The sequence below is a fragment of the Paenibacillus sp. 32O-W genome (assembly GCF_007679495.1).
Lineage (GTDB): Bacteria > Bacillota > Bacilli > Paenibacillales > NBRC-103111 > Paenibacillus_L > Paenibacillus_L residui.
Map to the genome: position 1 here is coordinate 1 of NZ_VEGP01000016.1, position 12,408 is coordinate 12,408.

Sequence of the window (12,408 nt, forward strand, 5' to 3'; positions counted from 1 at the left end):
ATCTTCGGACACCTCGATTTTGCTGAATTTATTGTCGCATTCTCGATTCTCGGTGTCCACTATTCAGTCTAGCATCACACGTATTCAGGGAATTTCGTTCATAGTGTGCTGTTGAGAATGCTGCTTCCGATGAGTACGTGGTCAAAATGTGGTCAAATGGCGGTCACTATAACATTAACCCCAATAGCACATGAAAGACACTCGATAATAGCTCGTTCTGTGTGTCGCGGCCGTATCCATTCATTCCATTATCGGGTATAATGTTTATAAGTAAAGATCGAAAAAAGATCGCGGGAAGCGACCGATTTAGCAACATATTTTGATAAAGGAGTGGTTCTCCATGTCATTGGTACGCAAACTCCATCCTCATATAGCAAAAGACTTAAGGGAGTTTTTATCTGAAAACAATATTTCCACCAAGAAACTTATCATAGATCTTGAAGCAGAAACCATCGAGGACTTTGATGATTACTCAGTTGATGACATTTTAAGTGTAGCTGGAATTCTGAAGCCCGGGGAAGCGCAAGAATTATTAGACCACATTCAGGAGTCACGGGAGGGCTGGGGAAAGTGACTCACAACCACTCCGGATATTTATTCGATTCGAACATCGTCATCGCCATTCTGGACAACGATCATGCTGCTGTTAACTTAGTGCGCCAAGCCCAAGAAGAAAAACAGCGAATATTCTTTTCGACGATTACGGAATGTGAAGTACTAAGTGGTATTAAACACAATCAGTTTTTAATCGCAGAGCGATTATTCTCCCCCAGACATATGATACATGTCGATTCCACCGTCGCAAGAAAAGCCGCTTCCATGCAAAGCGAGCAAAGAAGCAAGGGACGGAAAATAAAAACTCCGGATGCGCTCATTATTGCAACTGCCTTTACAGCTAATTTGGTACTGGTTTCCCGGGATTCAGACATGAACTTTGTTACGAATGAGTATGGGATGACTTTGTTAAAAATATGATGGTACATCGCTGCTTGCGGAGGCCGGAGTCGGCATTCATGAGATCATGGAAAGGCTGGGCCATCAAGATGATGAAATCACAAAACGAGTATATTTGCATGTCACAAAGAGTATGAAAAAAGAAGCTTCCCAGAAGTTCAGCGTATTAATGAACAACTTATTAAACCAACGAGGACTGTAGTGGGTCCTCAATTTTTTAAGTGTTATCTATTACTTGTTGTTTTTCATGCATAATCCCTATCTCAGCAATAATCCTCATAATTCCCTCTTGAATAGACCCTATCAAATAGAATAACTTCACAAAACTGTTTAAGCATACTTGAAGATATATACGGATCCCTCGAATTATATATCTCCCTCTCCTCGAATCGACCTATATAGGTAAACAGTCCTTCCTTCATGCTCTCAGTAACAGACATCATATCTGATAGCAATTTTGAAAGAACATCTTGTTTTTTATTTAATACATCAATCCAGGCACAAGTACAATTCTTTCTATTCTCAATCAGTACTCCCCTTTTTATAAAAAGAAAGACACCTTAGAGTAAAACTCTAAGGTGTCTTAAATATCGATGTGGTCAAACGGCGAAGAACCCTTGATGTTACAGGCTTTACAGCCTTATTTCCGCATGGTACGCGCTAGCGTTCCATCGGCAATCCAATCTACCGCTTAAACGCGGTCGCTCATCCTCGAATTCCTTCGTTGGATGATTGGATTACATCATACCGCCCATGCCACCCATTCCGCCCATGTCAGGCATAGCCGGCTTATCTTTCTCAGGCTTGTCGGCAATGACAGCTTCAGTGGTCAGGAACATAGCGGCTACGGAAGCTGCATTTTGCAGTGCGGAGCGGGTAACCTTCGCAGGGTCTACGATTCCTGCTTCGATCATGTTCACCCATTCGCCGGTTGCTGCGTTGAAGCCTACGCCGATTTTCTCGCCTTTCAGGCGCTCAACGATAACGGAGCCTTCCAGACCAGCATTGCTGGAGATGGTACGTACCGGCTCTTCCAGTGCGCGAAGAACGATGTTTACACCAGTCTTCTCGTCGCCGGAAGCATCTACAGCTGCTACAGCATTGTATACGTTAACCAGCGCAGTACCTCCACCGGATACGATACCTTCTTCTACTGCAGCACGAGTAGAGTTCAGGGCGTCCTCGATGCGCAGCTTGCGCTCTTTCAGTTCGGTTTCGGTAGCTGCTCCAACTTTGATGACAGCTACGCCGCCGGACAATTTAGCCAGACGCTCTTGCAGCTTTTCTTTATCGAATTCGGAAGTAGTTTCTTCCAATTGGGTTCTGATTTGCTGGATACGAACTCCGATATCCTTCTTGTCGCCGGAACCGTCCACGATGATCGTGTTTTCCTTAGTAACACGAACTTGACGGGAACGTCCAAGCTGCTCGATGCCGGTCGATTTCAGCTCAAGACCGAGCTCTTCCGTGATCACTTGACCGCCGGTCAATGCAGCGATGTCGCCGAGCATAGCTTTGCGGCGATCTCCGAAGCCAGGAGCTTTAACAGCTACGCAAGTGAATGTACCGCGCAGTCTGTTGACTACGAGGGTAGCCAGAGCTTCGCCTTCCACGTCTTCTGCGATGATCAGCAGCGGACGTCCTTGCTGAACTACTTTCTCCAATACAGGAAGAACTTCCTGGATGTTGGAGATTTTCTTGTCAGTGATCAGGATGTACGGATCTTCCAGAACAGCTTCCATCTTGTCCGTATCCGTGATCATGTAAGGAGAAATATAACCGCGGTCGAATTGCATTCCTTCCACGACTTCCAATTCGGTAGCGAAGCCTTTGGATTCTTCAACGGTAATAACTCCGTCGTTGCCGACCTTTTCCATTGCTTCTGCAATCAGTTGGCCAACTTCTTCGTCGCCGGAAGAAATAGCGGCAACTTGAGCGATAGAGTTCTTGCCTTCGATCGGCTTGGCGATCTTCTTCAGCTCTTCTACAGCTGCTTTAACCGCATTCTCGATTCCTTTGCGGATAACCATCGGGTTAGCGCCGGAAGTAACGTTCTTCAGCCCTTCGCGGATCATCGCTTGAGCCAATACGGTAGCGGTAGTCGTTCCGTCACCGGCTACATCGTTAGTTTTGGTTGCTACTTCTTTAACCAATTGAGCTCCCATGTTTTCGAAAGCGTCTTCCAGCTCGATTTCTTTCGCAATGGTCACGCCGTCGTTAGTGATCAACGGGCTTCCGAATTTTTTCTCAAGAACGACGTTGCGCCCTTTAGGACCCAAAGTCACTTTTACAGCATTTGCTAAAGCATCTACACCACGGAGCATCGCACGACGTGCGTCTTCGCTAAACATAATGTCTTTGGCCATGTATAAACCCTCCTATTTCAATAGGTACTCAAAAAATTTACTTTCTCTAACGTCGAAACGAATCGATATCTATCAGGTTTAAGCTAATACAGCGAGAATGTCGCTTTCACGCATGATCAGTAGCTCGCGGCCTTCGAATTTCACTTCGGTACCAGCGTATTTGGAGAAGAGTACACGGTCTCCTTCTTTAACTTCCAAAGGAATGCGTTCCCCGTCTTTCACCGCACCGCTGCCTACTGCAATGACTTTGCCTTCTTGCGGCTTTTCCTTAGCCGTGTCGGGCAGAACAATACCGCTAGCAGTAGTTTCCTCCTTAGCAATGGCTTCGATAACAACGCGATCGCCTAACGGTTTGATCATGGATAAATAGCCTCCTTTAATTTTTGCTTTAGCGGCCTATGTAGCCGAATTAGCACTCGTTCGATTCAAGTGCTAATAACACTTTTTATCATAAACATTTTCCAATGCTTTTGCAAGTAGTTTTGAGGGAAATTTCATATTTTTTTGCCGCTCTGAGTAAAAAGAACACGTTCCGCGGCCTCAGCCCTTCAGCCGAGGAAATTTGAAGCGTTTTCCATTGCTCCACCTCATTTTTCAAACGATGCCGCACCCGGTTTATTTCCCTCTTTAGGTTCGCTACAATACGATTGAGGCCGAAGATTTTATCTTGAAAATGAGGAGGCTTTTTTCATGGATTCTTTAAACGGCAAGTTCACATCGGTTACGCCTATTCTGCGAATCTTTGAAGATAATAAGGCTAAAGAGTTCTATCTCTCTTTCCTGGAATTCCAATTGGATTGGGAGCACCGGTTTGAGGAAGGAGCCCCGCTGTACATGCAGGTCTCCCGTGACCAAACCGTCCTTCACCTTTCGGAACATCATGGGGATTGTTGTCCGGGCTCTGCTATTCGCATTCAAACCGAGAACATTGCCGCCTTTCATGAAAGATTGCTGTCCAAAAATTACGCATATGCCAAACCCGGGCTGGAAACAACTCCGTGGGGTACTTTAGAGGTTAGCGTTACGGACCCTTTCGGCAATCGGCTAATCTTCTACGGCCATCCCGAATGACCTCATTCCTATAATCCAAGCAAAAGAAAGCCAGGGCACCTTCCCTGGCTTCCATACCATTCAATTATGTGAATCAATCTCCGAATTCTTCTTCCCACTGCCTGTCCCTCTCCAACTGCTTGCGATAGATCATGCCCGACAAGAAAACACTGAATTCGTATAACAGAATCAGCGGAATGATAACGAGGATATCGGAAATCAAATCCGGCGGAGTAATTACCGTACCGACAATCACAAGTATCATATAGGCGTATCTGCGCATTTTCCGAAGACGCGGGGGGGTGAGAATTCGCAGTTTGGTCAGAAACATGACGACGATGGGAAGCTCGAACAGCAATGAAATCGGCAGCAAAATGTTAAACATGAAAGAAAAATATTGTATGATCCCGTAGGTTTCCGTCAACCCGATGCTCCGGTTAACAGAAGATGTAAACATGAAGGCCATCTTGAACACAATAAAATAAGCAAAAGCAAGCCCAAGAAGGAACATCACAACCGTAAACGGGATGTACCTCAGGGTAGCCCTTCTTTCCACTTCCCGCAGGCCGGGTCTGACGAAAGCCCAAATCTGATACAAAGTAAAGGGCAGGACCACAATAAGAGCAATAATAAAAGCAAACTGCATATAAACCTGGATACCATCCCACAGGGAGAAAGCATTCCATTCAATCTCCGAAGCGGGCGGCACCGATTTAAAATATTCCAAAAGATGAATCGCCGCAAAGAAGCCGCCGATCATCGCGATGACCAAAACAACAATTACCCAGATCAAGCGTCTGCGCAGCTCAGACAAATGCTCGACCAGGGTCATCGATTCTTCCTGCATAGCTTCACCAACCGATCTTTCTCTCTGTGGAGGCTGTCCAACCTGCCTTCATGACCTGCAGCAGAATCAGTGCCGGGCCGATTGAACTTAAACCTTATGCGTCAGCACGAAAAACCGCAGCCCGGATCAGTCCGGGAGTCTTTTCGTATCGCGAGTGCGATCGGAGTCTTCAGACATGGAAGCGCGAGATTGGGTATCTTCCTGATACACCTCTTTACGCTTGGGCTGATCATCGTCCGGCATAATATCCTTCGCTCCGTTCTTGAATTCCTTAAGCGTTCTGCCGAAGGCCCGTCCCAGCTCGGGAAGCTTGTTCGGTCCGAACAACAGGAGCGCGACCAGAATAATCAATATAATTCCAGTAGTTCCGATTCCTGACATCCTCTGCAACTCCTCTCTGCTTTATATCTTGCACCGGGGATGCCGGTTAAAGCATCCGCAGTTCTTTCAATCATATCTGCAGACAAACCATTCCTGGGCGTCTGCCGCAATAATTGATTCTATTATACCCCCAACCCTGTTGGATGTACAATCAACAAAATATGAACGTCCATTGAACAAATCATGACCAGAATATGCTAAAGCTACATTATTTCTTTATTCTTCCTGCCGAGAGCATTTAGTGCTGCCGGAAGCTGTTCGATAATGGCTCTCATTCCCTCATGAACACCTTCCGGATGTCCCGGCAAATTGATAATTAGAGTCGATCCGCGGATCCCGCACACTCCTCTCATCAGCATGGCTTCCGGAAACTTCTGCATCGACTTCATTCTTATGGTCTCCGCCAAGCCGGGAACCTGCTTGTCTACGACCTGCAGCGTCGCTTCGGGAGTGACATCCCGCGGACCCAGTCCCGTGCCGCCTGCCGTAAAGATAAGATCCGCTTGATAATAGTCGGTCATCTCGATCAATGACGCCATAATCTCCTTCAATTCATCGGGAACAATTCGGTACTCCACAATTTCTCCGTTCATCTCTTCCTCAACCAATTCACGGATAACCTGGGCGCTGGTATCTTCCCTCTCGCCTCTGGATCCTTTATCACTGGCGGTAAGAATAGCCACTTTCCAGCGCATGAGAGCTCCTCCTCTTCCATAACTGTTTGATGATTTTCGCTTCGGATCTTCCTGTCCGGCCGTTGCCTGCGGGCAAGACCGGTTTCTTCCATCATATAAATAACGGGCGCCGCAATCAACACCTGTACTGTCGGTTAGCGGATAACGGCGCTTTCCGTAATCAGAACGTCCACCCTGTAGTCGTGCTCTTCTTCCGGCACTTCCGGAATGATCTGCACATCGAAGGCCAGAGCCAGCCTGACGGGAATCATCAATCCCTGCCGCCCGTACCGGGAGAGAAAACGATCATAGAATCCGCCGCCGTACCCCAACCGTCTCCTGCAGGCATCGAAGGCCAGGCCGGGCATAAGAATACATCCGATCCGGTCGAGCTTCGTCCATACCGGGCAATCCGGCTTGGGCTCCCGGATCCCCCAAGGGCCGTTCTCCTCTACTTCCTCCATGGAAGAGATCACGACCGGCTCCATCTCCTTGCTAACCGGGTTAGATCGCGGAGCGGTTACGGGAATATGCCGGCCCCAGGCCCATTCTATAATCGGCGTAACATCAAGCTCCGTTCGGAAGGGGAGGTAAGTAAATAATGCCCGTCCCTCCGACAACAAAGAAGACTCCTCCGTTAAATACCGGATAGCCTCTTGGCAGATCCTTTCGGATTTCAAACGGCGCTCGGATTCGGCGAGCCCGGATCGCCGCGCCTCGGCTTCCCGGCGAAGCCGCCGTTTCCGGTCCATATCGGTCATGATATATGCATGCCTCTCTTGTCCTCGATTGATCTTGTAGACTAATTGTAGCATAACGGCCATATGGAAGAATAGCTACTTTGGAGCCGTTTCCGTAAGAGCGCTAACCAGCCAATATCAACCGTCAAATAACATACAGGTCGTGGCGGCAGCCAAGCACTTTTGGTTGGAAGACCCTCCCCTTCTTCGGATAATCGACACTCCTCCCGCTTTCTGAGCCGCCGATTTCCGGTACTGGTCCGAAGCCCATCCATCAGTTAAACTAGATAGTAGTTATCCCGATGCAAGTATCTATTCCGGAGGTTAATATAAATGCTGCTTCAAGCTTCAAATTTATGTAAAAATTACGGTGTTCGCCCTGTGCTCACCAACATCTCCCTGCAAATTTCGGAAAGGGAACGAATCGGCCTGGTCGGTGTGAACGGAGCGGGCAAATCAACGCTTCTGCAAATTCTGGCCGGCGAGCTTTCCTATGACAGCGGGGAACTGTTCAAATCCAAAGAGGCACGGATCGGTTATTTGGCCCAGAACAGCGGATTGAACTCGGAACGGACCCTCTATGAAGAGCTGAGAACGGTATTCTCTCATCTGCTGGAGCTGGAGCAAGAGCTTCGCGAACTGGAAGTCCGCATGGCTGATCCCGAGCTTCTGAACAATGAGAAGCTTTATGAAGAAACCATGAATCGTTATGCGGCCCGTTCGGAGACTTTCCGCGAGCAGGGCGGCTATGAAATGGAAGCGAAAATTCGCGGGGTTCTACATGGGATGGGCTTCGGAGACTTCCCTCCGGACACCGTGGTGAGCACCTTAAGCGGAGGGCAGCGGACAAGACTTGCCTTGGCCAAGCTTCTGCTGCAGGAGCCCGACTTGCTGATGCTCGATGAGCCCACCAACCATTTGGATATCGCTACACTAACCTGGCTTGAGGATTACCTGCGGGGCTACCCGGGCTCGATTCTGGTCGTCTCTCACGACCGGTATTTCCTCGATGCCCTTGTCCAGACGATCTATGAAATCGAGAGGCACTCTTCCCGCCGGTATACGGGGAACTACTCCCGTTATATCGAGATCAAGGCAGCCGACTATGCCGTTCAGCTTAAGCACTATGAGAAACAGCAGGAAGAAATCGCCCGAATGGAAGACTTCGTCCGGCGCAATCTTGCCCGTGCCTCCACGACCAAACGTGCCCAGAGCCGCAGGAAGGCATTGGAACGAATGGAACGGATGGACAAGCCTCTCGGCGATTTAAAGAAAGCCTCCTTCTCCTTCGAAATCGATCGAACGTCCGGCAAGGAAGTGCTGCGCGCCGACCAAATAGCCGTTGCTTACGATGGGCATGAGCTGTTCACGAATGTCTCCCTGCACCTGAATCGGGGAGAGACCGTGGCTCTGATTGGCCCTAACGGGGTCGGCAAATCGTCTCTGCTGAAAGTCATCACCGGCCGACTGAAGCAGGAGCGGGGAACCTATGAATGGGGGAGCAACGTCACTATCGGCTTCTACGATCAGGACCAGTCAGGACTTAATCCCAATCATACCGTCCTTGAGGAAGTATGGAATGCCTTCCCCCATTTGGAAGAGGCCCGTATCCGCACGGTGCTTGGTAACTTTTTGTTTAGCGGGGAAGATGTGTTCAAGAAAATTTCCGCCTTAAGCGGAGGGGAAAAAGCACGGGTTTCCCTGGCCAAGCTGATGCTGCTGAACGCCAACGTCCTAATCCTGGACGAGCCCACGAACCATCTCGATCTGTTCAGCAAGGAAGTGCTGGAGGCCTCTTTGATCGATTATGAGGGAACCTTGCTGTTTATTTCCCATGACCGGTACTTTCTGAATAAAATGGCCGAGCGCGTTCTCGAGCTGTCCCGCGACGGGATTACCGGTTATTTGGGGAATTATGACGACTATATGGAGAAAAAGCAGGAGCTTGCCGAGCTGCAGGCCGAAAGCGAACAAGAGAAGCCCACGAACGGCGGCCGACAGCAGCCTGTTGAACCACAGAACGATTATGAAGCGGATAAAATAGCCAAACGGGAGGAACGCACCCGCAGGCGCAAGCTGGAACAACTGGAGCAGGAGATCGCCAAGGTCGAGCAGGAGATAAGCGATCTTGAGGCGGAACTCGCTCAGCCGGAAATCTTTAACGATTACGTCCTCGTACAGCAGAAGAACAACGACCTGGAACAGAAAAAAGTGCACCTCGAGCAGCTGTACGAGCAATGGGCAGAATGGATGGAATAGGCTTGACGTGCCGAGATTCGTTCGTCTGCGGCGCACCTTGTCGGGGGATGGTCCAAAAGGGACTATCCCCTTTTTCGAGGCTTTTGGATCAATAGCTGAGGGAGGCGGCAATGGCGGAAAGCTTGCCTTCCTTTATCATCCAGCAGGCATCGCTATGCCGGTCACTGATTCGTTAAGTGATTGATTGAAATGACGCTTGTCTTAGTCAAAATTGAATAAATGGGCGGAAGCATTTTCATCCGTCGGACGACTCCTCCACCTGCTCTTCCAAGGAAAGAAGCAGCAGGGGTACGGCCGCATAGGTCATCATCGTCCCCGCAGCGACAATGCCCGAATCGTTGAAGAGGAATGCCGTAACCGTTCCGATGGTTATGGCCGCCCAGCCGTTGAGGAAAGCGGGATAAAGCCTTCTCCACCTGCGGAATCTCCGCGGCGGCTTCACCAAGATTGCCAGCATGACCAGAACGCAGGTCAGAACCACTTTGCTCCAGATGGATGCCCTGAGCAGGTGCACGTTCATCTTCAGCTTCCTCACGAGAATGTCCTTGATCTCCGCCAGATCTCCCGCCGCCAAATACCGAAAAGCCTCCCCGATATGACTATGCTGCCCTCCCTTAAACCATACATTGGCCACCCATAGAACCAGAATGCCACCCACCAGCAGAAGTCCCAGAAGAACCGCTGTCCGCAGCTTCATCCCACGCGCCTGGAACTCATGTCCCGGCTGTTTTGGCACCGGCTTTCCGGACCGGGACGTCGCCCGCCCGAACTCTTCCCCTCCAGAAACCGTTAGTACGTATTGTCCCAGCCCGAGTTGACGCCCAATAGATGCCCGGTCAGTGTGAGCTAACTCCGGCTGCCCGGATCGGGGCGTTTCTCTAAGTACGGGCAGATTTCGCAAGGGAATGGGAGGGCCCAGATAACGGACAGCGCCTGCGCCTGTCTTCGGCATCCGCCCTCCACCCCGCAGCGATGGCTTTTCCGGCCAAGCAGAAAGCGGCGAGGACCATCGCTCCCCTCTGCGCAGGCCGAACCAGGCCGCCCCGCAGGTCACTGCGGCCGTTATGGCACCACCTGCATTAGCCCCGCCGACCGGAGAAGCCAGATAGATCAGCAGTGCGACATACAAAGCCGCCAGTCCCCAACGGAACAACCGATCGGCTGCAGGAGCTGTTGGGCCGATCGCGCGGCCAGACCGGGCGGCTGTGGGAGACGCCGGGCGCTTCGGCCGGCCAGACCGTCCGGCCGCAACTGAAGCAGACCCGGGCATAGAACCCGCGGGCAGGCTTTGCCGCTGTTGGGCCCATGCCATCGTTCCCAACACAGCCGCCCCTACCAGCACCCCCATTAGTTCATTGCCGATTCCATAGAACCGGGCTCCGATAATCGGATCGTAACCAAGCACCGAGCGTTTCATGACGTTCGCTCCGGTCCAGCCGTCCAGCATGAGCACGGCTGCCGTGGCGAGGCCGATCCAGGTGCAGCCGGCCCAGAGGCTCCTCCGGACCAGCCACAGACTGATGGCTGCCAAAACAACCGGCAGCAGCGCTATTTGCGCGGCATTCCATAACGCCGTACCCTCTGCGCTGGCCAGGGATAAGCCTCCGACGCCCGGCTTCGGGCCATGGATAGACAAGGTCCCATTCAACCCGGGGCCCAAGGCAAACAGTAGCAAGGGGGCCGCCGGAATCGACCACAACAGGCCGCGCACCAAGGGCCGCCCCTCTTTTTTACGGGACAACGCATAATAAAGCCCGATTAATAACACCCCAATTTCATATACCGTAAAAACGGATAACAAAGGGAGCCTGACGCGATAAACCGCCTCCATCCGCCCTATTTCCCCCAGCAGGTATGCGAGCGGGTCGGCATGCGGCTTGATCTGAACGGCTTTTCCCGTCCATTCCGCAGCTCCGGCCAAACCTAACCGCTCGGTAACGGACGGGGTCAGATCCCACATGACGGCAACTCCATCCCGGCGGGTGGACTCCGTATAAATCAACCCCCTTCCGCCATCGTTGCGATGCATAATCCATGGAGCCATCGTCAGCTTCCTCTTGGCAGCATCCGAATGAACTACTGGGGATAAGATCCACAGATCTTCCTTATCCGCAATCTCCCGGCGAACATTTCCTATGAACGAATCCATTTCCTTAAGTACATCCTGCATTTGGGCCGCGAAGCTTTCCTCCGAATAAAAGGATCTAACAGCATATAACCGCTGCAAGTCCCCCAATTCAATAAGCGTGACAGAACGATTGTCCCTCTGTTTCCACTGATCCAGGATGGCCGAATAGTCCGTGCTTACCCCTCCGGCACGCCAGGGCGATGATCTCAACAGAGACCGGCTGACATCCCCCTGGGCCACGGTTCCCTCCAGATTCATTAGCGCCAATGGCGCGTACCGTTGAAGACCTTTCGCCGGATCGGCTTCCGAGACTATATCCGCATTGCCCCAGACATTGGTCTGAACCTGATTCCTTCCTAAAATGTCTCCCAACGAACCCGGCCTTCCTCCATAAGAAGTGGCCCGGTTCGTACTCGCCAGCCCTTCAATAGCGGGAACGAAAATCGCTTCCTTCCCGGAAGGGCGTCCGGTGTATCGCTGATATAGCACATCAGCCGGAACCTCCTCTACCGTTTCCCAACGGTTATACCCCTGAGCACCGCCGCTCACACTCCGTCTTCCCGCTCCGATGGAAGCGTAGCTGTCTTTGCCCCCTTGCCCCGCAAGCCTTGCATTGACCGCCCCCAGCACTCCTTCCTGCAATAGCCGGCTCAACTCCGGCATCACCCTTAAGCTGGGCTCCCGAAGCTCCAGGAAAGACAAACCGGGGATAGAGATAATCGTCAAGCGCTCCGCTGACTCCCTCTCTTCGGACGAGTTCACACGATGAACCGGCTGCCCGGAGACAGGGCTTCGCCGCGCTATGTTGTCCTTCAGATAAACCTGTCCCAGATGCCCCAGAACAGCGAAAAACAATATGTACCCGGCCGATACCAACAGCCCTGTAAGTAACAGCAAGAAAGAACGAACACTGGATTGGGACCCCATTTTCTTCCTCCCGGTCTTGTGAAAGTACGCCAGAGGTTACTTGAAAATAAAGATGACTTCCAACATCGCCCCATGACTTCGG

At 51.1% G+C, this 12,408-nt stretch carries 11 protein-coding genes and 1 pseudogene; 5 read left to right on the plus strand and 7 right to left on the minus strand.

The genetic code is table 11. The annotated features are described in order from the left end of the window. The first annotated feature begins 340 nt into the window (after positions 1 to 340). The 3 genes and pseudogenes from FS806_RS08630 to FS806_RS27190 all read left to right on the plus strand — a co-directional run. The gene (locus tag FS806_RS08630) at positions 341 to 574 is read left to right on the plus strand and encodes a hypothetical protein (RefSeq protein WP_144934551.1); all 234 of its coding nucleotides are present in this window, start codon (positions 341 to 343) and stop codon (positions 572 to 574) included. Beyond that, positions 571 to 975: a type II toxin-antitoxin system VapC family toxin gene (locus FS806_RS08635; RefSeq protein ID WP_144934553.1), complete on the plus strand. Its 405-nt coding sequence runs from the start codon at positions 571 to 573 to the stop codon at positions 973 to 975. Before FS806_RS08630 ends, FS806_RS08635 begins: the two co-directional genes overlap by 4 nt. Continuing rightward, positions 968 to 1,156: pseudogene (locus FS806_RS27190) on the plus strand (site-specific integrase); the annotation flags it as partial. The gene FS806_RS08635 and the pseudogene FS806_RS27190, both read left to right, overlap by 8 nt. Positions 1,157 to 1,691: 535 nt before the next feature. Here the strand turns inward: FS806_RS27190 and groL are convergent. Further along, a complete protein-coding gene (gene groL, locus FS806_RS08645; protein ID WP_144934556.1) occupies positions 1,692 to 3,320 on the minus strand; it encodes a chaperonin GroEL in 1,629 nt (542 codons plus the stop codon). A gap of 78 nt (positions 3,321 to 3,398) precedes the next feature. After that, on the minus strand, positions 3,399 to 3,680 hold the full coding sequence (gene groES, locus FS806_RS08650; protein ID WP_144934559.1) for a co-chaperone GroES: 282 nt from the start codon (positions 3,678 to 3,680) through the stop codon (positions 3,399 to 3,401). Positions 3,681 to 4,010: 330 nt separating this feature from the next. On the opposite strand from groES, the gene FS806_RS08655 reads away from it, so the two are divergent. Next, entirely contained in the window at positions 4,011 to 4,391 is a 381-nt protein-coding gene (locus tag FS806_RS08655; protein WP_144934562.1) for a glyoxalase superfamily protein, read from the plus strand. Between the two features lie 73 nt (positions 4,392 to 4,464). On the opposite strand, the gene tatC is transcribed toward FS806_RS08655, so the two are convergent. The 4 genes from tatC to FS806_RS08675 form a co-directional block, all read right to left on the minus strand. Beyond that, a complete protein-coding gene (tatC, locus tag FS806_RS08660; protein ID WP_144934564.1) occupies positions 4,465 to 5,217 on the minus strand; it encodes a twin-arginine translocase subunit TatC in 753 nt (250 codons plus the stop codon). A gap of 126 nt (positions 5,218 to 5,343) precedes the next feature. Beyond that, positions 5,344 to 5,598 (minus strand): twin-arginine translocase TatA/TatE family subunit, encoded by a 255-nt coding sequence (locus tag FS806_RS08665; protein WP_144934567.1) that lies wholly within the window; start codon positions 5,596 to 5,598, stop codon positions 5,344 to 5,346. 203 nt (positions 5,599 to 5,801) lie between these two features. Further along, positions 5,802 to 6,293: a MogA/MoaB family molybdenum cofactor biosynthesis protein gene (locus tag FS806_RS08670; RefSeq protein ID WP_144934570.1), complete on the minus strand. Its 492-nt coding sequence runs from the start codon at positions 6,291 to 6,293 to the stop codon at positions 5,802 to 5,804. A 134-nt stretch (positions 6,294 to 6,427) separates the two neighbouring features. Then, the gene (locus tag FS806_RS08675) at positions 6,428 to 7,096 is read right to left on the minus strand and encodes a 5-formyltetrahydrofolate cyclo-ligase (RefSeq protein WP_144934573.1); all 669 of its coding nucleotides are present in this window, start codon (positions 7,094 to 7,096) and stop codon (positions 6,428 to 6,430) included. A gap of 249 nt (positions 7,097 to 7,345) precedes the next feature. Between FS806_RS08675 and FS806_RS08680 the strand changes: the two genes are divergently transcribed. Then, on the plus strand, positions 7,346 to 9,271 hold the full coding sequence (locus FS806_RS08680) for an ABC-F family ATP-binding cassette domain-containing protein (protein WP_144934576.1): 1,926 nt from the start codon (positions 7,346 to 7,348) through the stop codon (positions 9,269 to 9,271). A 235-nt stretch (positions 9,272 to 9,506) separates the two neighbouring features. Here the strand turns inward: FS806_RS08680 and FS806_RS08685 are convergent, their stop codons facing one another. Beyond that, positions 9,507 to 12,296: a hypothetical protein gene (locus FS806_RS08685; protein WP_222126619.1), complete on the minus strand. Its 2,790-nt coding sequence runs from the start codon at positions 12,294 to 12,296 to the stop codon at positions 9,507 to 9,509. Between the last annotated feature and the right edge of the window lie 112 nt (positions 12,297 to 12,408).

What these genes read in the sequence shown, in the direction of transcription:
- FS806_RS08630 (WP_144934551.1), top strand. Translation starts at nt 341, where the DNA reads ATGTCATTGGTACGCAAACTCCATCCTCATATAGCAAAAGACTTAAGG.
- groL (WP_144934556.1), bottom strand. Translation starts at nt 3,320, where the DNA reads ATGGCCAAAGACATTATGTTTAGCGAAGACGCACGTCGTGCGATGCTC.
- groES (WP_144934559.1), bottom strand. Translation starts at nt 3,680, where the DNA reads ATGATCAAACCGTTAGGCGATCGCGTTGTTATCGAAGCCATTGCTAAG.
- FS806_RS08655 (WP_144934562.1), top strand. Translation starts at nt 4,011, where the DNA reads ATGGATTCTTTAAACGGCAAGTTCACATCGGTTACGCCTATTCTGCGA.
- tatC (WP_144934564.1), bottom strand. Translation starts at nt 5,217, where the DNA reads ATGCAGGAAGAATCGATGACCCTGGTCGAGCATTTGTCTGAGCTGCGC.
- FS806_RS08665 (WP_144934567.1), bottom strand. Translation starts at nt 5,598, where the DNA reads ATGTCAGGAATCGGAACTACTGGAATTATATTGATTATTCTGGTCGCG.
- FS806_RS08670 (WP_144934570.1), bottom strand. Translation starts at nt 6,293, where the DNA reads ATGCGCTGGAAAGTGGCTATTCTTACCGCCAGTGATAAAGGATCCAGA.
- FS806_RS08675 (WP_144934573.1), bottom strand. Translation starts at nt 7,096, where the DNA reads ATGGCCGTTATGCTACAATTAGTCTACAAGATCAATCGAGGACAAGAG.
- FS806_RS08680 (WP_144934576.1), top strand. Translation starts at nt 7,346, where the DNA reads ATGCTGCTTCAAGCTTCAAATTTATGTAAAAATTACGGTGTTCGCCCT.